Annotated in this window: 21 protein-coding genes and 3 tRNA genes; 14 read left to right on the top strand and 10 right to left on the bottom strand. The window is 71.6% G+C overall.

All coding sequences use genetic code 11. The annotated features are described in order from the left end of the window. The 10 genes from ACFZCY_RS04450 to ACFZCY_RS04495 all read left to right on the top strand — a co-directional run bounded on the left by ACFZCY_RS04450 (nt 1) and on the right by ACFZCY_RS04495 (nt 6,027). Nucleotides 1-1,365, top strand: a complete 1,365-nt coding sequence (locus ACFZCY_RS04450; protein ID WP_391169272.1) for an FtsK/SpoIIIE domain-containing protein — start codon at nt 1-3, stop codon at nt 1,363-1,365. A gap of 81 nt (nt 1,366-1,446) precedes the next feature. Further along, entirely contained in the window at nt 1,447-1,656 is a 210-nt protein-coding gene (locus tag ACFZCY_RS04455) for a hypothetical protein (RefSeq protein ID WP_391169273.1), read from the top strand. A 23-nt stretch (nt 1,657-1,679) separates the two neighbouring features. After that, entirely contained in the window at nt 1,680-2,282 is a 603-nt protein-coding gene (locus ACFZCY_RS04460; RefSeq protein WP_391169275.1) for a DUF2637 domain-containing protein, read from the top strand. A 17-nt stretch (nt 2,283-2,299) separates the two neighbouring features. Continuing rightward, nucleotides 2,300-2,485 (top strand): hypothetical protein, encoded by a 186-nt coding sequence (locus tag ACFZCY_RS04465; RefSeq protein WP_391169277.1) that lies wholly within the window; start codon nt 2,300-2,302, stop codon nt 2,483-2,485. Then, entirely contained in the window at nt 2,485-2,676 is a 192-nt protein-coding gene (locus ACFZCY_RS04470) for a mobile element transfer protein (protein ID WP_179935637.1), read from the top strand. Before ACFZCY_RS04465 ends, ACFZCY_RS04470 begins: the two co-directional genes overlap by 1 nt. A 13-nt stretch (nt 2,677-2,689) precedes the next feature. Beyond that, nucleotides 2,690-2,884, top strand: a complete 195-nt coding sequence (locus ACFZCY_RS04475; protein WP_391169279.1) for a hypothetical protein — start codon at nt 2,690-2,692, stop codon at nt 2,882-2,884. A 24-nt stretch (nt 2,885-2,908) separates the two neighbouring features. Then, complete coding sequence (locus tag ACFZCY_RS04480; RefSeq protein ID WP_391169281.1) at nt 2,909-3,196, top strand: hypothetical protein; 288 nt, start codon at nt 2,909-2,911, stop codon at nt 3,194-3,196. A gap of 152 nt (nt 3,197-3,348) precedes the next feature. Next, nucleotides 3,349-4,641, top strand: coding sequence for a replication initiator (locus tag ACFZCY_RS04485; protein WP_391169413.1), 1,293 nt, complete (start codon nt 3,349-3,351; stop codon nt 4,639-4,641). After that, entirely contained in the window at nt 4,634-4,813 is a 180-nt protein-coding gene (locus ACFZCY_RS04490; RefSeq protein WP_093463518.1) for a helix-turn-helix domain-containing protein, read from the top strand. The genes ACFZCY_RS04485 and ACFZCY_RS04490 overlap by 8 nt, the downstream gene beginning before the upstream one ends. Next, the gene (locus tag ACFZCY_RS04495) at nt 4,813-6,027 is read left to right on the top strand and encodes a tyrosine-type recombinase/integrase (RefSeq protein ID WP_391169282.1); all 1,215 of its coding nucleotides are present in this window, start codon (nt 4,813-4,815) and stop codon (nt 6,025-6,027) included. Before ACFZCY_RS04490 ends, ACFZCY_RS04495 begins: the two co-directional genes overlap by 1 nt. 96 nt (nt 6,028-6,123) lie before the next feature. Here ACFZCY_RS04495 and ACFZCY_RS04500 read toward each other — a convergent pair. The 8 genes from ACFZCY_RS04500 to ACFZCY_RS04535 form a co-directional block, all read right to left on the bottom strand. Beyond that, a tRNA-Phe gene (locus tag ACFZCY_RS04500) sits at nt 6,124-6,197 on the bottom strand. Nucleotides 6,198-6,201: 4 nt separating this feature from the next. Continuing rightward, a tRNA-Asp gene (locus ACFZCY_RS04505) sits at nt 6,202-6,276 on the bottom strand. Between the two features lie 138 nt (nt 6,277-6,414). Further along, nucleotides 6,415-7,605, bottom strand: a complete 1,191-nt coding sequence (locus ACFZCY_RS04510; protein ID WP_391169284.1) for a hypothetical protein — start codon at nt 7,603-7,605, stop codon at nt 6,415-6,417. After that, the gene (locus ACFZCY_RS04515; RefSeq protein ID WP_391169285.1) at nt 7,599-8,831 is read right to left on the bottom strand and encodes an enolase C-terminal domain-like protein; all 1,233 of its coding nucleotides are present in this window, start codon (nt 8,829-8,831) and stop codon (nt 7,599-7,601) included. Before ACFZCY_RS04515 ends, ACFZCY_RS04510 begins: the two co-directional genes overlap by 7 nt. 8 nt (nt 8,832-8,839) lie before the next feature. Continuing rightward, nucleotides 8,840-9,739 carry a 5-dehydro-4-deoxyglucarate dehydratase gene (locus tag ACFZCY_RS04520; RefSeq protein ID WP_391169286.1) on the bottom strand — a complete coding sequence of 300 codons (900 nt, stop codon included), beginning with the start codon at nt 9,737-9,739 and terminating at the stop codon, nt 8,840-8,842. 119 nt (nt 9,740-9,858) lie between these two features. Beyond that, nucleotides 9,859-10,665, bottom strand: coding sequence for an ABC transporter permease subunit (locus ACFZCY_RS04525; protein WP_391169414.1), 807 nt, complete (start codon nt 10,663-10,665; stop codon nt 9,859-9,861). Between the two features lie 104 nt (nt 10,666-10,769). Beyond that, nucleotides 10,770-11,666, bottom strand: a complete 897-nt coding sequence (locus tag ACFZCY_RS04530; RefSeq protein WP_391169416.1) for an ABC transporter permease subunit — start codon at nt 11,664-11,666, stop codon at nt 10,770-10,772. 173 nt (nt 11,667-11,839) lie between these two features. Next, nucleotides 11,840-13,123, bottom strand: a complete 1,284-nt coding sequence (locus ACFZCY_RS04535; protein WP_391169288.1) for an extracellular solute-binding protein — start codon at nt 13,121-13,123, stop codon at nt 11,840-11,842. Nucleotides 13,124-13,474: 351 nt separating this feature from the next. Between ACFZCY_RS04535 and ACFZCY_RS04540 the strand changes: the two genes are divergently transcribed. Beyond that, nucleotides 13,475-16,495: a glycoside hydrolase family 2 TIM barrel-domain containing protein gene (locus ACFZCY_RS04540; protein WP_391169290.1), complete on the top strand. Its 3,021-nt coding sequence runs from the start codon at nt 13,475-13,477 to the stop codon at nt 16,493-16,495. 81 nt (nt 16,496-16,576) lie between these two features. On the opposite strand, the gene ACFZCY_RS04545 is transcribed toward ACFZCY_RS04540, so the two are convergent. Next, a tRNA-Glu gene (locus tag ACFZCY_RS04545) sits at nt 16,577-16,649 on the bottom strand. 92 nt (nt 16,650-16,741) lie between these two features. After that, nucleotides 16,742-18,211: a metallophosphoesterase gene (locus ACFZCY_RS04550; protein ID WP_391169292.1), complete on the bottom strand. Its 1,470-nt coding sequence runs from the start codon at nt 18,209-18,211 to the stop codon at nt 16,742-16,744. Between the two features lie 106 nt (nt 18,212-18,317). Between ACFZCY_RS04550 and ACFZCY_RS04555 the strand changes: the two genes are divergently transcribed. The 3 genes from ACFZCY_RS04555 to ACFZCY_RS04565 all read left to right on the top strand — a co-directional run bounded on the left by ACFZCY_RS04555 (nt 18,318) and on the right by ACFZCY_RS04565 (nt 21,845). Next, on the top strand, nt 18,318-18,668 hold the full coding sequence (locus ACFZCY_RS04555; RefSeq protein WP_055545487.1) for a metallopeptidase family protein: 351 nt from the start codon (nt 18,318-18,320) through the stop codon (nt 18,666-18,668). Between the two features lie 106 nt (nt 18,669-18,774). Beyond that, a complete protein-coding gene (locus ACFZCY_RS04560; protein WP_391169294.1) occupies nt 18,775-19,332 on the top strand; it encodes a hypothetical protein in 558 nt (185 codons plus the stop codon). Between the two features lie 260 nt (nt 19,333-19,592). Further along, the gene (locus ACFZCY_RS04565) at nt 19,593-21,845 is read left to right on the top strand and encodes a DEAD/DEAH box helicase (RefSeq protein WP_391169295.1); all 2,253 of its coding nucleotides are present in this window, start codon (nt 19,593-19,595) and stop codon (nt 21,843-21,845) included. Nucleotides 21,846-21,929 lie beyond the last annotated feature (84 nt).

The raw sequence follows: 21,929 nt of genomic DNA on the forward strand, positions 1-21,929 counted from the left end.
ATGAACGACGCGATGACGTTGATGGAGGTGGGTGGCCCGGTCGCCGGAATGGTCGGCGGGGCCGCCTACCTCCGGGCCCGGCACCCGGCCGCGTACTGGTCCACGCTCGGCATGCCCGTCTCCACGGTGAAGTTGCTGGGGTCGTACGGGTCGGTGATGGATGCGTGCGGGCTGACTGTTCCGCCGTCCCGGCTGCGGGCCTGGACGACACAGGCGCTCACCCACCGGGAGGTGCGGCCGGTGCCTCCTCGTCGGGGGCTCATACGGCCAACGTCGACCGGTCTGCGGGTCCGGTTGCGGCTGGCACCGGGGCAGGAGCCTGCCGACGTGGCGGCCTCGGCTGAACGGCTGCGGCATGCCTGGGGCGTTCACGGCGTGTACGTGGACGTGGTCAAGCCGGGTGTGGTCGAGCTGCGGCTGATCGGCTTCGACGTGCTGCGGAAGGTACGGATGCCCCGCAGGATGGCGGGCGACTTCCTCAAGGTGCCGGTGGCGCTGCGGGAGGACGCGACGCCGTTCGTACGGGACTACAAGGCCGTTCCGCACCAACTGACCTTGGGCGCGACGCTGTCGGGGAAGTCCATGTTCCTGCGGCACCTGGCCCGGCAGTCGGTCGCGCTGGTCGGGATCGACTGCAAGCGCGGGGTGGAGCTGGCGCCGTTCGCCCCGCGACTGTCGGCGCTGGCCACCGACCCTGTGCAAGCGGCTGAGCTGTTGCCCGTGCTGATTGAACTGATGGAGGACCGATACGACCTGATCAAGAAGCGGCAGGGCATCGCGCCCAGCACGCCGGATGAAGAGATCACCTCTGACATCTGGGGGCTTCCGGAGGATGAGCGGCCGGTGCCGGTGGTGCTGCTCGTGGACGAGGTCGCCGAGCTGTTCCTCGTCGCCACGCGGAAGGATGAGGAACGGCGGGACGAGATGGTTACCCAGCTCATCCGGCTCGCCCAACTCGGCCGCGCGGCAGGCATCTACCTGGAGGTGTGCGGGCAGCGGTTCGGCGCCGAGCTGGGCAAGGGCGCAACGATGCTCCGGGCTCAGCTCACCGGCCGGGTCTGCCACCGCGTGAATGATGAAGGCTCCGCCAAGATGGCGTTGGGCGACATCGCCCCCGAAGCGGTGGGTGCGGCCTGCGCCATCGCTCCCGAGCGGCCCGGCCTGGCCGTCGCCGGGGACACCTCCGGCGGCTGGTCCCGCATCCGCCCGCCGTTTCTTTCGCTGGGTGACGCTGCGGCTGTCTGCCGAGAACAGGCTCATTTGGTACCGGTGTTGCCCGCCCTCGAACCATTCCGGCCGGACGTGCCGGCCGTTCCGGTGAGCGCTCCGACGTCGCTCCTCAAACCGTCGCCGGTCACCGAGTAATCCGCCTCCAACCATCGGTCGGCGCGACCACATCGTGCCAAGCCCCTACCCCTCCCATGCCTGAAACCGAATGGAGTACCTGTGTCCCGTCCCTCGATCTCCGAGATCTCCACGCTCCTCGCCGACCTTTCCGACTTCCGCACGCTCGGAGACGGGAGCTACGCCGAGCTGATGCGGCGCAAAGCCGATCTGCTGGAGCGCATCGCTGCCGCTCAGCCCGATGACATCGAGGCCGCTGAGGTCGCGGCTACCGCCCGCGCCCGTGCCGACGAACTCACGGCAGACGGCTGACCCACTGGAAGGAGTGCCTACCCATGCGCGCTCACCTGGTGCGGGTTGACGCGGTGCTGGTGCAAGCGGTCATCGCCGCTGCGCTGTCCTTCGCCCACCTGCATGACCTGGCCTCGGCGGCCGGACAGGCGGGGTGGAAGGCGTGGGCCTACCCGGTCTCGGTGGACCTGCTGCTTGTCGCGGCCTGGAAGCGGCTGCGGTCGGGCTCGTCCAAGACTGCGGGCTGGTGCTGGTTCGTGGTCGCCCTGGCCGCGTCCCTCGGGGCGAACGTCGCCACCGCCGGGCTGCTCGACCTGACCGACGTACCGGCCTGGCTGCGCATCCTCGTCGCAGGATGGCCAGCCGTCGCCTTCCTCGGCGGAACGCTCCTCGCCCACACCGCACCAGCGGCCGAAACCGCATCGGCTCCGGCCGAACCGGAAAGCGCGGAGCCACCCGCCGAACCGGAGCCCGAGAAGCCGAAGACTCCCGCGCCGCACGTCCCGGCCGCGCTCGTCACCCACGCGCGCAAGCTCGCCGACGAACACCACACCCGTACCGGCTCACCCATCGACAACGACACCCTGCGCGCCCGCCTCGGCGTCCCCGCGCCGCTGGCCGACGCCATCGCCACCCACCTCAAGTGATCAAGGAGACGACACCTGTGCGCCCCTCGACCCTGCACGCCCTCCAGCGCGCTGCCGAACTCAACAGTCAAGGCCGGTTCATTGAGGCAGTGAGCATCGCCGAACCGGTCATCCTCGCCGCCGACTCCGAGGAATGCGCGGAAATCAGGAGCTGGCTGGCCGACCACCGCGGCGACTTCACCGGCCGAGGGGAGAACGGCTGATGCCCGCGCCTCGCCGCTTCCGCAGCGTCATCCGCATCGGCCCGGTACGCGTCGGCACCGCCAACGACCACCGGGGCCGTGAGAAGCACACCGCCGTGTGCACCGCTCCGCGCTGCGACTTCTCCGCCGACTACGACACCCGCGCCGCCGCCGAACTGGCTGCCCGTACCCACCGCTGTCCCGTCCGCTGAAAGGAGATCGCCCGTGACCGTCAGCCTGCCCCTGGTCTTCGTCCTCGGCGTCATCGCCTGGTTCGCGATCAAGTTCCTGGGCGTCCGCATGTGGGTCGCCGTCGTCATCGCGCTGTTCGGCTTCTGGCTCGCCCACACCGGCCTCGCGCCCTTCGTGGAGTCCGGTACGCGCTCCGGCGTCGACACAGTCAACCCTGAACATGACTAGACGAGTAGGTAAGAGAAGATCGCCGTGTTCCGACCGAAGTACCCCGAAGCCCCCACCCCATCGACGGTCCACACGCCCGCTCCGACGACCCAGCACAGCCACGCTCCGGCCTGCCCCTGCCAGCACGCCCCTGCGGCTGCGCCTGCTCAGCACACGCCGTGGCTCGGGCCCAGTGCCCGGACGGTCGGTGTCGTGCTCGCGGTCGGCGTCGTCCTGACCGCGCTCCTGGCCGCCGTCGTCGTCACGGCCATATCCGTCGCCGTGGCCGCCGTCGTCATGCGCTCGCTGCTCACCAGCCAGCGCCACCACTGACCCACAACGAACACGGCTGCCGGGGCGGCCTCGATACCGCCAAGCATCCGCCGCCCCGGCAGCCCAACCCCTCGAAAGAGGTGACCCCCATCATCACCCGCACCACCCCGCCGCCGCTGCCCCAACTCGGCAACCTGGCGGCCCTCGGCACCATGCCCGCACTGCTCCGCCAGCTGTCCGGCCTCGGCGGCTGCACCACCCCGATCCGCCTCGACGGCCACCGCATCGAACACCACGTCAACCGGGACACCGGCGAGATCGGACGCGTCCTCCGGCACCTGGACTCCACCGAACTGCCCGCCGGGCATCTGCTGGTCCGCTGCAACAACCGCCGCACCACTCGCTGTGCGGCCTGCGCCGAGACCTACCGCCGCGACACCTTCCACCTGATCACCGCCGGACTACGCGGCGGCAAAGGCACCTCGGAAGACGTCGCCACGCACCCGCGCGTCTTCGCCACCTTCACCGCACCCAGCTTCGGCCCGGTCCACAACCGGCTCACCGGTCCGGCTGGCACGGTCCGTCGGTGCCGGTGCGGCGTCCGCCACGACCAGGAGGACGACGCCCTTGGTACGCCGCTCGCGCCGCACAGGTACGACTACGAATCCGCGGTGCTCTGGAATGCCCACGCGGGCATGCTCTGGCGGCGCTTCTCGATCTACCTGCGGCGGGAGGTCGCCAAGCGGGCCGGGCTCTCACAGCGGGCTTTCCACGATCACGCCCGGCTGTCCTTCGCCAAGGTCGCCGAGTACCAGAAGCGAGGCGCCGTTCACTTCCATGCCGTGATCCGCATCGACGGTCCCGGCGGTGGCGACACCCCGCCTACGGCCTGGGCCACGGTCGAGCTGCTGACCGACGCCATTCAGGCGGCTACCCCCAAGGCGCAGGTTGCCGGGCCGGTCATCGACGGGCGGGCCCACACGTTCGTCTTCGGTAGCGAACTCGACGTGCGGCCCATCCGGGGCGCCGACCTCAACGGCGGCCAGGAGCTGACCGACCGGGCCGTGGCCGCGTACATCGCCAAGTACGCCACCAAGGGCGCTGAGACGGCGACCGGGGCCCTGGACCGTCCGATACGGCTCATCGCCGAAGTCGCTCACCTCGACATCAGCGAGCACGCTCGGCGGTTGATCCGCACGGCTTGGGCGCTCGGTGCGCGGAAGGACCTGGGACACCTCCGGCTCCGTGCCTGGGCTCACATGCTCGGCTTCCGGGGCCACTTCTCCACCAAGTCCCGCCGCTACTCCACCACCCTCGGCGCACTTCGCGACGCCCGCGCCGCCTGGCGACGTGCCCAAGCCGCCGCCGAGCTGGAGCAGGACGAGACCACGCTCGTCCTCGCCCACTGGACCTACGCCGGTACCGGCCTTACCCCCGCCGAGGAATGGCTCACCGCCACCATCGCCCCCGCCCCTGGAACGGAAGGAGAACCAACCCATGGCTGACGAACTGCTCACCGTGCCGGAGGTGATGGCCCGGCTCAAGATCGGCCGTTCCACGGTCTACGACCTGATCCGGTCCCGGCGCCTGCCCTCCATCACGATCGGCCGGGCCCGCCGCGTCCCGGCTGCCGCACTCCGCGACTTCATCGACCACCAGATTGCCGAGGCCGCCTGATGCCATCGCAGCGCAAGCGCAATCCCAATGGCGCCGGAACGATCACCAAGCGCAAGGACGGCCGCTACGAGGGTCGGGCCTACGTGATCACGGCCTCCGGCGTCCGGAAGCGCAAGTCCGTGTACGGCGCGACGTGGGAGGAGGTGCACCGCAGGGTGATTGACCTCCAGTCTCAAGATCAGAAGGGTGTGCCTCTGCCCGACACCGATTCCACGGTCGGCGATTACCTGGCCTACTGGCTTGCCGAGGAAGTGGCGCTCAACCGGCGGCCCAAGACGTACCAGGGCTATGAAAGCGTCGTGCGCGTCCACTTGGTCCCCGGCCTGGGAGGCAAGAAGCTCCGCGACCTACGCGCCCAAGAGGTCCGGGTCTGGCTCAACCGGGTTCGCGAAGAGTGCCAGTGCTGCAAGAACGGCTGGGACAAGGAACGCGAAAAGCCGCAGTGCTGCGCCGCCCGCCGTTGCTGTGAGCGCAAGCTGTCGGCCCGCATGGTCCAGTCGATTCACGCCGTGCTGCGGAACGCCCTTGAGCACGCAGTCCGCGAGGAGCTGATCATGCGGAACGTCGCGAAGCTGGTGAAGACCCCGGCGCCCTCCTACCGGACCGGCAAGGGGCTCTCACCGGCTCAGGCCAAGCTGGTGCTCAAGGAGCTCCGGGACCACCGCTTGCACGCCCTCTACGTCCTTGCGCTGCTCCTCGGAATGCGACGCGGTGAACTGCTGGGCCTGCGCTGGGCGGCGGTGGACCTGGAGCGGGGCACCCTCACCGTGCTGACCAACCTTCAACGCGTTGGGGGAGAGCTGCGGCTCGTCCTCCCCAAGACGCGGTCTTCCGAGCGAACCATCCCGCTCCCGCCTCTCGCGGTCTCCGCGCTCCGCGCCCATCAGGAGCGTCAGGCCCAGGAGCGGGCGGCGGCCGGCATGGCCTGGCAGGAAAACGGGCTGGTCTTCCCCTCCCGGATAGGGACGCCGTACGAGCCGGACAACCTGCGCCGGAGCTGGGACCCGGTGCGGAAGCGGCTCGGCCTGGACCTGCGCTTTCACGATCTGCGCCACACCTGCATCACGCTGCTGCTGGATCTTGGCGTCCCCGTGCACATCGTCCAGCAGATCGCCGGGCACAGCGATCACGGCGTGACCATGCAGGTCTACGCCCATGCCTCGCTCGATGAACAGCGGAAGGCGCTCGGCCGCCTGGAGGGCCGGTTGGTGTAGATCCGGCGCCGTTGGTGTCAGCCGCTGGTGTCACAGGCAACGAAGAAGCCCCCTCCGGGTGACCCTGGAGGGGGCTTTGCCCTGGTCGGGCTGCGGTGGCTGGGGCCGGGGTCGAACCGGCGACCTTCCGCTTTTCAGGCGGACGCTCGTACCAACTGAGCTACCCAGCCGCAGCGGTCCTGACGGGATTTGAACCCGCGGCCTCCACCTTGACAGGGTGGCGAGCACTCCAAACTGCTCCACAGGACCTTGCGTGTGTACGAGAACGAGTCTCGCACAAGGCGGCGTACGGGCCTAACGGGTTTCCGTTGAGGGGGTCGTACTGCCTGCGATCTTCTCGGCGGAGGTTTTTGCTTTCCCCCGCGTCGATGTCGCTGGATCAGCGTATCAGACCTCAGGCCCTGTCCTGACCGCGTCGAGGGCCGTGTGGAGGGCCGTGTGGAGGGCCGTGTGGAGGGCCGTGCGGAGGGCCGTGCGGAGGGCGGTCAGGCGGGCCGGGGAGACGAGGCCCGCGTGGTAGAGGTGCAGCTCGTCCGCGCCCGCTGCCAGGCAGGTGGTCCATTCGGCGGCCAGGGCCGACGGGTCCGCCGGGCGGGGTGGGAGGGCCGGGACGTAGGCGGCGAGGCGGGTGTCCGGGGCGGCCAGGGGGCGGAGGGCGGTGAGGTTGGCGGCGCCCTGGCCGGCGCTGGTCCAGGCGGAGGCGACCAGGGTGGTCACGGGTGGGGCGGGGGCGTCGGCGATCGTCGCGAAGGGGCCCGTGGCCCAGGGGTCCGCGCTCGCGTGCAGGGTCAGGGGGAGGGAGCCGGAGGCGGTCGCCAGCACCTCGCGGCGCAGGTCCGCGGTGAGGGTGGTGCGGATCTCCCGCAGGGTCGACAGCAGGGCGGGGGAGAGAGGGGCGGAGTGGTCCACGGCGTCGGTGACCTGGCGGCGGAGGTGGCGGGGGTCCAGGCCGGCCGCCTCGTAGCGGGCCAGGCAGGACCCGCAGAAGCACCACGACAGGAGGCGGTCCGCTTCCGCGTCCCAGTCCGCGCCGTCCGTCTTCTCGTGGTGGCCGCCGTGCCCCAGGCCCAGCGGGCCGCACGCCTCCAGGACCAGGCCGTCCGGCTCGCCCAGCGCCAGGACTTCCCGCACCAGCGTGGTGCAGTACGCCCTGACCTCGGCGGACGAGGGGCACAGGGCGTACGGGTACGGGTCGCCGAAGGCGTTGCGTACGGCCAGGTCGGGGTGGGCGCGGCCGAGGCGGGTGTTGTGGGTGAGGACCGTCCAGGCGTGGACCGGGAGGCCCACGGCGCGCAGCGCGTCGCGGGCCTCCAGGAAGGAGTCGGGGGTCGGCATCCAGGGAGGGGTGCCCGGGGTCAGGCGGGACCCGGCCCACGCCTCGCCCCGGACCGGGAGGTACAGCGCGGCGTGGTGCGCGTCGACCACCCGGTGCGCGGGGTGGAACGGGGTGGCGGCCCGTACGGAGTGGTACGCGGCGGCCAGGGCCACCGCGTCCACCCCCAGGGCCGCGATCCGCTCGGCGGCGGCCGGGTCGCCGACCACGTCCCAGGGGTACAGATACGCCGTCGCCGTCACCACCGCGGCAGGCCCGCCTTGAAGTCCGGGTTCACGCGCCGCATGTATCCCGTGTCGTCGCGCTTCCGCAGGCCGCAGGTCAGGTAGTTCTCGTGCAGCCGGGCGAGGACGTCCTCGTCCAGCTCGACGCCGAGGCCCGGGCCGGTGGGGACCGGGATCGCGCCGTCCACGAAGGTCAGCGCGCCCGGCCGCACCACGTCGTCCTGGGCGCTCCACGGGTAGTGGGTGTCGCACGCGTACGTCAGGTTGGGGGTCGCGGCGGCGAGGTGGGTCATGGCGGCGAGGCTGATGCCCAGGTGGGAGTTGGAGTGCATGGACATGCCCAGGCCGAAGGTGTCGCAGAGGGTGCCCAGGTGGCGGGTGCGGGTGAGTCCGCCCCAGTAGTGGTGGTCGCCGAGGACGACCTGCACCGCGCCCTGCGCGACGGCCGGCGGGATGTGGTCGAAGGCGACCACGCACATGTTGGTGGCCAGCGGGAGCGGGGATTCGGCGGCGACCCGCGCCATGCCCGGGATGCCGCCGGTGGGGTCCTCCAGGTATTCGAGGACGCCGTCCAGGGCCCGCGCGACCTCGAGCGAGGTCTCGTGCGTCCAGGCGGTGTTCGGGTCGAGCCGCAGCGGATGATCGGGGAACGCCTCTCGGAGCGCGTGGATGGCGGCGATCTCCTGGTCGGGCGGGAAGACGCCGCCCTTGAGCTTGATCGAGCCGAAGCCGTACTGGTCGATCATGCGGCGGGCCTGCGCCACGACGCCCTCGGGGTCGAGCGCCGCGCCCCACTCGTCCTCCTCCGCGTCCGGGTGTCCGGCCCACTTGTAGAAGAGGTACGCGCTGTACGGGACCGACTCCCGGACCGCACCGCCGAGCAAATCGCTCACCGGGCGGCCCGCCAGCTTGCCCTGGACGTCCAGGCAGGCGACCTCGACGGCCGCGTGCACCCGGCCGAGGTCGAAGGAGGAGATCTTGCCGCCCGCGTGGTCGAAGAGGGTCGCCGCCTTCTCGTACAGCTCGCCCAGCGCGTACACGCTCAGGCCCGCGAGGTGGGGGCGCAGCGCCGCGAGCCGGTCCAGGTGGAGGGTGTCGCCGAACGTCTCGCCGAGGCCCGTCACCCCGTCCTCCGTCACCAGCTGCACGATGCTGCGCAGCGCCCATGGCTCGTGGACGCCGTCCGCGTTGAGCAGGGGCGGGTCGCGGAAGGCGATCGGGGTGATCACCAGGTCCTTGATGCGCATATGTGTGGTCACACCTGTCCGAGTCCGGCGTCGATGATCTTTTTGAGTTCGGCGAGGTGTTCCTCGCTCGGGTCCACCAGCGGCGGTCGTACCCCGCCGACGTCCAGCCCACGCAGCCGCACCGCCGCCTTGATCAAAGAGATGGCGTAACCGGGGACCTTGTCCCGCAGGGCGACCAGGGGCTGGAAGAACTCGGCCAGCAGCCGTTCCGCGGTCGCGGTGTCGCCGGAGCCGACCGCCCGGTGGAAGGCGAGGGAGACCTCGGGGGCGAAGCAGAACACCGCGGAGGAGTAGAGGTCCACGCCGACGGCCCGGTAGGCGGGCACGGTCATCTCGGCGGTAGGCATGCCGTTGAAGAACTGGAAGTCCTCGCCGACCGTGGAGCGCACGGTGAGCACGATGCGCTGCATCAGGTCGAGATCGCCGGTGCCGTCCTTGAAGCCGGTCACGCCGGGGATGGAGGCGATGCGGGCGGCGGTCTCGGGGGTGAAGACGGCGTTGCCGCGCTGGTAGACGATGAGGGGCAGCCGGGTGGCGGCGGTGACCTGTTCGACGTACCGGACCAGGCCCTCGGGCGGGAAGGTGACCAGGTACGGGGGCAGCAGGAGCAGCCCGTCCGCGCCCGCGCGCTCGGCGGCGCGCGCGAACTGGGCGGCCAGCGTGACCGGGCCGCCCGCGCCCGCGTAGACGGGGGCGCGGCCGCCGGTGACCTCGACGGCGATGCGGACGACGCGTTCGTACTCGCCGGGCTCCAGGCTGTGGAACTCACCGGTGCCGCAGGCGATGAACACCCCGCCAGGTCCGGCGGCGACGCCCTGCTCGATGTGGGTGGCGAGGGTCTTCTCGTCGACGGTGCCGTCCGCGGCGAAGGGCGTGACGGGGAAGAAGAGCACTCCGGTGAGTCTCATACGGGACCTCATCAGTGGGGGGTGGGCAGAGGGCGGATGACGGACGGCGGATAGCAGATAGCGGATGACGGGGGACAGATGACAGACGGTGAAAAATGTCAGCGCCTTGACGGCATCCGTCAGCCCTTCAGCGCTCCGGCCGTCATGCCGCGGATCAGCGACCGCTGCAGCAGCAGATAGACGATCAGGCTCGGGATGAGCGCGAGCAGCGAACCGGCCAGCACCAGCCCCGGCCCGATCGTGTCGCTGCGCATCGTGGAGAGGGCGACGGACAGGGTGTAGTCCGACGGGTCGTTGGCGACGATCAGCGGCAGCAGGTACTGGTCCCAGATCATGATGAAGCCGAAGACGGTGATCACGCCGAGCGCCGGACGGCACAGCGGCAGCACGACCTGGGCGAAGATGCGCCACTCCCCGGCACCGTCGATCTTGGCGGCCTCCTCCAGCTCAGCGGGCAGTTCCCGCATGAACTCCGTCATCACGAAGATCGAGAATCCCCAGGCGCCGAGCGGCAGGATCATGCCGAGCAGGGTGCCCTTGAGGCTCAGGTGGACGACCGGGAGATCGCCGAGGACGAGCGAGAGCGGGATCGCGATGACTTCCTCGGGCAGCATCATCGTCGTCAGGAAGAGCAGTGACAGGATGGCCCGTCCCCGGAACCGCTTGCGGGCCAGGGCGTACGCGGCGAAGACGCTGACGCTGACCTGGAGCAGCAGCGCGCCGCCCGCGACGATGAGGGAGTTGGCGAGGTAGTGCCAGACGTCCCGTTCGCCCGCGACCTTGAAGTTCTCCAGGGTCGGGGAGTTGGGGATGAGGGACAGCTTCGTCGGGTCGGGGTTGTTGTCGAACGCGCCGGAGAACAGCACGATCAGCGGCCCGGCGAAGATGGCGAGCGCGATCAGGCACAGCAGGGCCCGGAGCGCCATGCTCAGCAGATGGCTGCGGCCGGTGCGCCAGCCGAGCGCGGTCTCGACGCTCTGCGAGACGCCGACGCCGCCGGGGCGGCGCTGCCTGCCCGGAACGGAGAGCGTCATGGCCGGGCCTCCTTCCGTCGCTGGTACCACTGCATCGCGACCGTCAGGCACACCGTGACCAGGAACAGCAGCGTGGCGGCGGCGGAGGCGACGCCGATCTCGTTGCGGGTGAATCCGAGCTGGTAGATCCGGGTCATCCAGACGTCCGTGGATCCGGCGGGTCCGCCTCCGGTGAGGACGTAGACCTCGGTGAAGGTGCGGAACCCGCGGATGGCGGCGAGGGTGAGCAGGATCGTGACGACGGGCCGCAGCGCGGGCAGGGTGATGTGGCGCAGCCGCTGCCAGGTGTTGGCGCCGTCGAGGGCGGCCGCCTCGTACAGCCCGCGGTCGACCTGGGTGAGCCCGGCGAGGACGATCACCATGTTGTAGGGGCCGCCGGTCCAGATGGCGACGGCCATGACGGACCAGATGGCGGAGCCCGTGTGGTCGAGGTAGTGCAGCGGGCCGATGCCGAGGAAGCCGAGGATGGTGTTCAGGAAGCCCGCGCTGGTCGGGTAGTAGAGCAGCCGCCAGATCTCGCCGACGACGGCGGTGGCGGTGACGACCGGCAGGAAGACGGCGGAGCGCATGAACCACAGGGAGCGCGCCGGGCCTTCGAGCAGCAGGGCCAGGAAGAAGCCGACGATGACGGAGCCGATCGTTCCGCCGACCGCGAGCAGCACGGTGTGGCCCAGCGCGGCCTGGAACTGCGGATCGCCGAAGACCGACCGGTAGTTGGCCAGGCCCACCCACAGATTACCGAGGAACGGCCGGACGTCGTAGAAGCTCAGCTGGACGCCCTTGGCCATGGGCAGGTACTTGAAGACGACGAAGAGGAGCAGGGCGGGGGCCACGAAAAGCCAGGGGACCCACGCCGAGGCGGTGAAGCGGCGGCCGCGCGGGCGCCGCTTCACCGCCCCGGCGGGCGGGCCGGCGGCCCGGCGGCGCCCGCCGGGCCGCGCCTCGGCGGCCGCCGCCGTCGTGGAGACGGCCGTCGTGGTCCCCGAGTGGCCCGGGGATGTCCCCGAGCGGCCCGGGGACGTCCCCGCGTGGCCCAGCGGCGCCCCCGCGTGGCCCAGGGGCTGGGTCACTTGGCCACCCCTTGGGACTTCAACTCCTGCTGAAGGGTGGAGTTCAGCTCGCTCAGCCCGCCCTTGACGCTGGAGCCGCAGTTGGCGAACAGCTTGTTCAGCGACTCGGCGGTGTCCTGACGGATGGGCTGGTAATTGATCGCGGACGGGAAGGGCTTGGAGTCGTTCGCGTACGCGTCCGAGAAGATCTTCCACCGCGGGTCGTGGTAGACCTTGCCGGTGTCCACCTTGGTGTTGACCGACAGCCGCACGACGGGGGCGTCGGGGGCGGTCATGCCGAGCTTCTGCGCCTCGGGGCTGATCAGGAACTCGGCGAGCTTGCGCTGCTGCTCGGACTTCTTGGAACCGGCCATCAGATAGACGTTCTCGCCCTCGGCCAGCACGGTGTTGCCGTCCGGGCCCTTGGGGGCGGGGATGACCTCCAGCTTGTCCTTGCCCGGGGTCTTGTCGAACAGCGGGAACTCATAGGGGCCGGTGAGGGAGATGCCCACCTTGCCCTGGGTGAAGAAGGGGTACGAGTCGCCGGTGGTCATCGTGAGCGAACCGGGCTGGGTGACCTTGCTGGAGCAGTACATGCCCTTGAGCCAGTTGACGGTCTTGACGTTCGCGGTGGAGTCGGCGACCGCCTCGTACTTGCCGCCGCCGCGCGAGGCGACGATGTCGCCGCCGCCCTGCCAGATGAAGTTGGAGGCGAACCAGGCGAGGTAGCCGTTGTTGGTGGAGCCGGGGACGAGGAGGCCGTAGGTGTCGTTCTTGCCGTTGCCGTCCGGGTCCTTGTTCGTGAAGGCCTTGGCGACGTCGAGCAGTTCGGCCCACGTCCTGGGGGCCTTCATGCCCACCTTCCGCAGCCAGTCCTTGCGGATGAACATCCCCTGGGCCTGGCGGGAGAACGGAATGCCGTAGGTCTTGCCGTCGGTGCCGACCGCGCCGGACCAGGCGGTGCCGGTGATGTCGGAGGTGCCCGCGATCGCCTTCTTGTCGATGGGCTGGAGCAGCCCCTGGGACTGGTAGTTCCCGAGGCTTCCCATGTCGTTGATCGTGACGTCGGGCAGGTTCTTGGAGGCGGCTCGCTGCTGGAGGAGCTTGTCGAAGTCGACGACGGGCTTGTAGTCGACCTTGATGCCGGTTTTCTTGGTGAAGGCGGCGAATATCCTGTTGTAGGCCTTCGCGTCCACGGCGTCGCTGCGGGTCCACACCTCCAGGGGCCCCTTGGTGCTGCCGCCGCCGCTGCCGCTGGTGCTCGCGCCGCACCCGGCGACGAGGGAACCGGCGAGTGCCACGCATGCCAGAGGTGCCAGTCGCTTCGTTGTGGCTGAGTGTCTGAACATGGCCACCGCCTGTTCGCATAGATGAACACTGGTTATGTCTACGAACCAGATGGCGGGACGCTAGAGCGCTCCGAGATGGCTGTCAATACTTGTTTCGCTGTGTGCTGTGTTGTTTGCTAAGTCGGAATCACTGCCTCCACATCCCTGGCTGAACAGGGCATCTCTCGAATCTTCGAGAGGGATACGGACAATGATCAACACGCGCCCGGACGCCCTGGCCGGGCGTGCGCCCCGTCTCGCTGCCCGTGCGGCACCCTGCTCCGGAGGTCAGTCATCGGACTCCGCCGACGCTCAGATCGAGCCATGATCACGTACTACGAGGACCCCTCGCCCGGCACCGGAGCACTCGCCCCCCGCGCCGCCTTCCGCTCCGACGCGCGGACCCTGTCCCTGAACGGCGAGTGGGACTTCCGGCTCTTCCCCACCGTGGCCCACGCGGAGGCCGCGGAGGCCTCGGAGGCCTCGGAGGCCTCCGCGGCCGCCGAGGAGACGACGGAGACCGACGGCTGGGAGCCGCTGCCCGTCCCCTCCCACTGGGCCCTGCGCGGCCACGGTGCCCCGCAGTACACCAACATCCGCTTCCCCTTCCCGGTCGACCCGCCCCGCGTCCCCACCGAGAACCCCACCGGCGACCACCGCCTCGTCTTCGACCTCCCCGACGACTGGCCGGGGCCGGACGACGGCCGCACCCTGCTGCGCTTCGACGGCGTGGAGTCCTGCTACCGGGTCCGCCTCAACGGGCAGGAGCTGGGCACCGCCAAGGGCAGCCGGCTGCCGCACGAGTTCGACGCCGGCCCCCATCTGCTGCGCCGCGGCAATGTGCTGTCCGTACGCGTCCACCAGTGGTCCTCCGGCAGTTACGTCGAGGACCAGGACATGTGGTGGCTGGCCGGGATCTTCCGCGGCGTGACGCTCCTCCACCGGCCCGAGGGCGCCGTCCGCGACGTCTTCGTGCACGCCGGATACGACCACCGCACCGGGCACGGCACCCTGCGCGTGGACGCCGACCCGGGAGGCCGCGTCACCGTCCCCGAACTGGGCCTGACCCTCGCGACGGGCGAGACCGCGACCGTCCCCGGCGTCCGGCCCTGGTCCGCCGAGGCGCCCCGGCTGTACGAGGCGGAGCTGGCGACCGACGCCGAGTGCGTCCCGTTGCGCCTGGGCTTCCGTACCGTCGCCGTCGAGGACGGGGTGATCACGGTCAACGGGCGCCCGCTGCTGCTGCGCGGCGTCAACCGCCACGAGTTCCACCCCGACCACGGCCGCGCCGTCCCGTACGCCACGATGCGCGAGGACGTGGCCCTGATGAAGCGGCACAACATCAACGCCGTCCGGACCAGCCACTACCCCCCGGACCCCGCCTTCCTCGACCTGTGCGACGAGTTCGGGCTGTGGGTGATCGACGAGGCCGATCTGGAGACCCACGGCTTCATCTACGGCGGCTGGCACGGCAACCTCGCCGACGACCCGGACTGGGAGGAGGCCCTGATCGACCGGGCCGCCCGGATGGTCGAGCGGGACAAGAACCACCCGAGCGTGATCATGTGGTCGCTGGGCAACGAGTCCGGCACCGGCCGCAATCTGGCCGCCATGTCCCGCTGGATCCGGGACCGCGATCCCCACCGGCTGATCCACTACGAGGGCGACTGGTCCTGCGAGCACACCGACGTCTACAGCCGGATGTACGCCTCGCACGAGGAGGTCGAGGCGATCGGCCGCCGCGCCGAGAAGCCGCTGGACGACCCCCGGCTGGACGCCCGCCGCCGCGCCATGCCGTTCATCCAGTGCGAGTACGCGCACGCGATGGGCAACGGCCCGGGCGGCCTCACCGAGTATCAGCGGCTGTTCGAGACGTACGAGCGGCTGCAGGGCGGCTTCGTCTGGGAGTGGATCGACCACGGGCTGCGGGCCCGGGACGCCGCCGGGCGGCCGTACTTCGCGTACGGCGGCGACTTCGGCGAGACCCAGCACGACGGCAACTTCTGCGCGGACGGCCTGCTCTTCCCCGACCGGACACCGTCCCCGGGGCTGCTGGAGTACAAGAAGGTCGTCGAGCCGGTCGGGATCGCGGTGGACGCGGCCGCCCGCACCGTCCGCGTCACCAACAAGTACGACGTCATCGACCTGACCGGGCTCGCCTTCGGCTGGTCAAGCGAGGTGGAGGGGCGCCGGGTGGCCGAGGGCGCCCTCGACGTACCGCCGCTCGCCCCCGGGGACTCCGCCGAGGTGGCGCTGCCCGAGCCCGGCACGGAGACCGAGGGCGAGGAGTGGTGGACGGTACGGGCCGTCCTGGCCGCCGACACCACCTGGGCGCCGGCCGGCCACGAGGTGGCGTGGGGCCAGGCGCGAGCCCGGGGCCCCGCCGTCAGGCGTACGCCCGGGGCGCGCATAGCCCCCGTACGCGCTCCAGAAGCCGCCGGGCCCGCCGGGATCACCCTCGGCCCGGCCACCTTCGACCCCCTCGACGGCAGCCTCCGTACCCTCCACGGCCTGCGCGTCGCCGTCCCGCCCCGGCTGAACGTCTGGCGCGCCACCACCGACAACGACCGGGGCCCGGACGAGGCGAAATCCCTCGCCGCGCAGTGGCGCCGCCACGCCCTGGACCGGATGCTGCACCGCTGCGACGGCGTCACGGTGGACGGCGACGCGCTGGTGGTCAGGGCGCGGGTGGCGCCGCCCGGGGGCTTCTTCGGCCTGACCGTCGTCTACCGCTGGACCGGCGAACGGACCGGCGAACCCACCGGGGACGGCACCGGCGAACCCACCGGGGACGGCACCGGCGAGCGCACCGGGGACGGCACCGGCGACGGCACCCGGCTCGACCTCGCCGTCGACATCGCCCCGGACGGCGAGTGGCCCTGCCCGCTGCCACGCCTCGGGCTGACCATGGCCGTACGGGCGCCGCTGGACTGGATCGAGTGGTACGGCAGCGGCCCCGGCGAGTCGTACCCCGACACCCGGCGCGCGGCGCGCATCGGCCGCTGGGCGACGACCGTGGACCGGTTCCAGACGCCGTACGTCTTCCCGCAGGAGAACGGCAGCCGCGGCGACGTCCGCTGGGCCGAGCTGCGCGGCCCGGACGGCGGCGGGCTGCGCGTCGAGGGCCGCCCCGCCTTCGCGCTCACCGCGCGCCGCTGGACCACCGAGCAGCTGGAGGCCGCCCGGCACCCGGCCGACCTGACCCCGGGCGACGTGCTCCACCTCGACCTGGACGTGGCCCACCACGGCATCGGCACCGCGTCCTGCGGCCCGGGCGTCCTGGCCCCGTACGAGCTGCGGGCCGCCCGGACGCGATTCGGCGTCGGCTTCACCCTGCCGCGCTGAGCACGGTGCACATCCCTGGGGGAAAGCACGAAGGCCGCGTCTCGACGAGCGAGACGCGGCCTTCGCACCAAAACCTGTGGGTGCCCCCAACGGGATTCGAACCCGTGCTACCGCCTTGAAAGGGCGGCGTCCTGGGCCACTAGACGATGAGGGCCGATGGCCCACCTGGGCGCCTTCCGGCGCTTTCGGGGACGCGAGAAGCATATGGGATGCCGGTGAGGTTCGCCAAAACGGTTTACGAACCGCTTACGGAGCGGTCGTCGCCGGGGTCGCGCCGGGCCGGTTCTCGGCGGGCAGATGACGGCTGACCTCGGCCTTGGCCAGCCCGAGCCCGCCCAGATCTATCTCGTCCCAGGCCTGCAGCCGATGGGTGTCCCGGTCCAGGTAGAGGACCGACGCCTGCACCGTGTCGGGCTCGGCGTCGTCCACCGCGCGCAGCCCGCTGCCGCCCGTCGAGCCCTCCGTCATCAGCCGGGTGCCACCGGGCAGCACCTCCGTCCGGCGGTGGTGGACATGACCGGCGAGGGCGAGGGGAACGGTGCCGTCGGTCTCCTTGGCGGCGAGCGGATTGTGGGCGAGGGCGATGTCCACGGGCGCGCCCGCCGCCTTCCGGGCCCGGATCGCGTCGGCCAGCGCCCGGCCCGCCCGGTGCTCGGCGGCGTCCCCGGCCACGGCGGCGGAGCGGTCCGGGGTGAACTGCGGATCGCCGACGCCCGCGATCCGCAGGCCCGCGACGGTCACCGTCCGCCCGTCGTCGACGACGTGGACGCCCTTGCGGCCGGAGAGGTGGCGCTGCGTCGTCGCCGAGTCGTGATTGCCGCGTACCCACACATAGGGGGCGCCGAGGTCGGAGACCGCTTCGAGGAAGCCGTTCTCGGCGGCGGTGCCGTGGTCCATCGTGTCGCCTGTGTCGACGATCACGTCGATCTTGTACTGCTCGACCAGCGACTGGACGATGTGCCAGGCGGCCGGGTTGAGGTGGATGTCCGATACGTGCAGTACGCGCATCGTCGTCGGGTCGGGCCGGTAGGCGGGCAGGGTCGAGGTCGCCTCGTACAGCCGCGTGACATTGGTCACCAGCCGGGCCAGCTCCCGCTGGTACACGTCGAAGTCGGTGACGATGCTGCGCGCGTTGCCGACCACGGACGGGGCGCTGGACAGCAGCCCCGAATAGCGCGGCTCCAGCACCGACTTCGGGTTCCAGGTCGCGTACGCGGCGCCGCCGGAGGCGGCCAGCAGCCCGAGCGCGAGGCCGCCCGCGGCCAGCGCCCGCCGCGGGCGGCGGTAGACGGCCAGGCCCAGCGCGGTGGCGCCGAAGACGACGGCCGCGCAGGAGCGCACCGCCAGGTCCCGGGTGCCGCGGACGACATCGCCCCCCACCTCCTCCTGCAGCCTGGACAGCCGCTCGGGGTGGTCGACCAGCGCCGCGGACCGGATGGGGTCGAGCCGGTCCACGTCGACGTCGAAGCGGAGCGGGGCGTGGTGGCTGCGGAGTTCGAGGGCGCCGAGCGGGGACACGTTGATCTTGGTGCCGCCGGTGAGGGACGGCCTGAGCGCCATCCGGGTGTCCATCGGGCCCACCGAGGCGTGGACGCTCCCGACGACCAGCAGCCCCATCCAGGCCCCGAGCACGGTCACCGCGGCCAGCCCGATGGCGCGGACGACCGGCCGTGGCCGCTCGGCGGCGGAGGCGAGGGGGAGCGGGGCGCGGGCCATTGGTCCCGTATGCCCGGCCGTACGACCCGCCATTCCCGGCCGCCACCGCCACCATTCCCGGGCGCGGACCGTCCCGTTCCGGGCCCGGCTGTTCGACAATGGCCACGTGCTGGAAATGACGCGCGAGGAGTTCGAGGAACTGGTTGCCGAGGCGCTGGACCGGATCCCGCCGGAGCTGACACGGCTGATGGACAACGTGGCGGTGTTCGTGGAGGACGAGCCGCCGTCCCACGACCCCGAGCTGCTGGGGCTCTACGAGGGGACGCCGCTCACCGACCGCGGCGAGTGGTACGCGGGCGTCCTGCCCGACCGGATCACTGTCTACCGGGGGCCGACGCTGCGCATGAGCGAGACCCGGGAGGACGTCGTCCAGGAGACCGAGGTGACCGTGGTCCACGAGATCGCGCACCACTTCGGCATCGACGACGAGCGGCTGCACGCCCTCGGCTACGGGTGAGGGGAACCCGTGCGCGACGCACGGGTTACGCCGCACGCGTGTCCTAAGGGGGGCGGGGCCAGTTGGGCACTGCGTCACAGCCCTGCGGCCTGGAGGTGTCCCACGCATGTCTGGAACCCCCGCTCCACGCACCGACCGTTCCCCCCGGACCGACGCGCCCCGCGCCTCGCGCGGCCCCCGCGTCTCGGCGCGGAGCGCCGTGGTGGTGACCCTGGTGGCCGGGGCCCTGGCCCTGGGCGGCTGCATGAGCATCTCCGACGACTCCGGTAAGCCGGACCGGCACCGAGGCGGCTCCGGCAAGGGCGGCGGGGCCGCGGAGCCCGGCGGCGGCGTGGTCGTGCGTACGGACGGCCGGGGCCATACGTACACGGTGGCGCCGCGGGACGCCAAGGGCCACAAGCGCAAGGGCGGCGAGCGGCGTTCGCCGTCGGCGTCCGCCGCCGCCGAGCCCGGGGCGGAGCCGTCGCCGTCGGCCGGGAAGGGCGGCTCCCAGGCGCACGGCCCGGCGCCCTCCCTGCCGCCGGAGCCGGGCGCGCCCGCGCCCTCCGAGGCCGCCCCGGAGCCGCGCCCTTCGAGCCCGCCGCCGAGCGCGCCCGACCCCAAGCCCACCCCGTCGGAACCGGCCTCCGCGCCCGCTTCGGAGCCCGAGGAGTCCGAGGAGTAACGGGGGCGAACGCCCGGTGCGGGGCGGTGTGTGACGCGGGACACGGGGGCAGGGACAGCCGGTTGGCCCAGCGAATTTGCTCTTGTGGGGTGGGGGTGCGTATGGTGGTAGATCGTTTGATCCCATTTGCCCGGCGCCTCATCGAAGTGCGCCGCGAGGCGCGTTCCTTGCCATCCCGTGGCTGACCGCATAGAGGCGGTCGTTTGCGACAACACGGAGTTTGGGCGCGTGCCGAGACTCCGGAAGGTTTCGCATTTCGCATGTCCGTTTCCACTGATCACGCCGTCATGCCCGCTGTCGACGAGCAGGGCGACCACGGCGACCAGTCCCAGCCGGTCGAGCAGCCCCAGGTCGAGCAGTCCCAGCCGGTCGAGCGCGCCGAGTCCGCCCCCGCCACCGAGCGCGCCGCCGGCGCCGACGTCTCCACCGATGACGGCGATGACACCGCTGCCGCCGAACAGAGCGCTCCCGAGACCTCCAAGGGCCCCGACATCACCTTCGCTGACCTCGGCCTCCCCGAGCAGATCGTCCGCAAGCTCGCGCAGAACGGCGTCACCACGCCCTTCCCGATCCAGGCCGCGACCATCCCCGACGCCATGGCCGGGAAGGACATCCTCGGCCGCGGCCGCACCGGCTCCGGCAAGACCCTCTCCTTCGGCCTCCCGCTGCTGACCACGCTGGCCGGCGGCCACACCGAGAAGAAGCGTCCCCGGGGCCTCATCCTCACCCCGACCCGCGAGCTGGCCATGCAGGTGAGCGACGCGCTGCAGCCGTACGGCGACGTCCTCGGCCTCAAGCTCAAGGTCGTCTGCGGCGGCACCTCGATGGGCAATCAGATCTACGCCCTGGAGCGGGGCGTGGACATCCTGGTCGCCACCCCGGGCCGGCTGCGCGACATCATCGACCGCGGCGCCGCGTCCCTCGACAAGGTCCAGGTCGCCGTCCTCGACGAGGCCGACCAGATGGCCGACATGGGCTTCCTGCCCGAGGTCACCGAGATCCTGGACCTGGTCCCCAAGGGCGGCCAGCGGCTGCTGTTCTCCGCGACGCTGGAGAACGAGATCGACAGCCTGGTCAAGCGCTACCTGGTCGACCCGGTCACCCACGAGGTCGACTCGGCACAGGGCGCGGTCACCACGATGACCCACCACGTGCTCGTGGTGAAGCCGAAGGACAAGGCCCCGGTCACCGCCGCCATCGCGGCGCGCAAGGGACGCACGATCATCTTCGTCCGCACCCAGCTGGGCTGCGACCGGGTCGCCGAGCAGCTGTGCGACGCCGGGGTGCGCGCCGACGCGCTGCACGGCGGCATGACGCAGGGCGCCCGGACCCGGACCCTGGCCGACTTCAAGGACGGGTACGTCAACGTGCTCGTCGCCACCGACGTCGCCGCCCGAGGCATCCACGTCGACGGCATCGACCTGGTGCTCAATGTGGACCCGGCCGGTGACCACAAGGACTACCTGCACCGCTCCGGCCGTACGGCGCGGGCGGGCCAGAGCGGCACCGTCGTGTCGCTGGCCCTGCCGCACCAGCGGCGGCAGATCTTCCGGCTGATGGAGGACGCGGGCGTCGACGCCTCCCGTCACATCGTCGGCGGCGCGGGCGTCTTCGACGAGGACGTGGCCCGGATCACCGGTGCCCGCTCGCTCACCGAGGTGCAGGCCGAGGCCGCCGCGAACTCCGCCAAGCAGGCCGAGCGCGAGGCGCAGGACCTCACCCGGGAACTGGAGAAGGCCCAGCGGCGCGCGACCGAGCTGCGCGAGGAGGCCGACCGGCTGGCGGCCCGCGCGGCGCGCGAGCGCGGCGAGACCTTCACCCCGGCCGCCGAGGCCACGGCCGGTGCCGAGGCGCCGGGCGCGGCGGCGGGTGAGACCGCCGGGGACGCCGTGCCGTTCGTGCCCGCGCAGCGTTCGGCCGAGTCCACGGCCCCGGCCGGTGAGCGCCGGGACGAGCGCGGCAACTTCGACCGCCGGGACCGCCGCGACAACGACCGTGGCGGCTTCAGCCGGGACCGTCGTGACGACCGTGGCGGCCGTTCCTTCGACCGTCGTGACGACCGTCCGTCGGGTGGCCGCGATCGCCGGGATGACCGGGGTGGCTTCAACCGTGACCGCCGGGACAACGACCGTGGTGGCCGCTCGTTCGAGCGCCGCGACGACCGTGGCGGCTTCAACCGGGACCGTCGTGACGACCGTCCGTCGGGCGGCCGGGACCGCCGGGATGACCGGGGTGGCTTCAACCGTGACCGCCGGGACAACGACCGTGGTGGCCGCTCGTTCGAGCGCCGCGACGACCGTGGCGGCTTCAACCGGGACCGTCGTGACGACCGTCCGTCGGGCGGCCGTTCCTTCGAGCGCCGTGACCACAACCACCGCGGTGGGGACCGCCCCTTCAACCGTGACCGCCGCGACGACCGCCCGGCGCGCCGTGACGACCACCGCGGCGGCAACGCCGGCGGCCGCTCCCACGACCGCCGCACGGACAAGCCGCGCTGGAAGCGCAACGGCTGACCGACGCCGATGAGGGCCGTGCAACCCCCCGCGGTTGCACGGCCTTTCGACCCGGGGGGATATTGTCTCGGGGCGGACCCCGCG

The organism is Streptomyces sp. NPDC007983 (assembly GCF_042958345.1).
GTDB lineage: Bacteria > Actinomycetota > Actinomycetes > Streptomycetales > Streptomycetaceae > Streptomyces.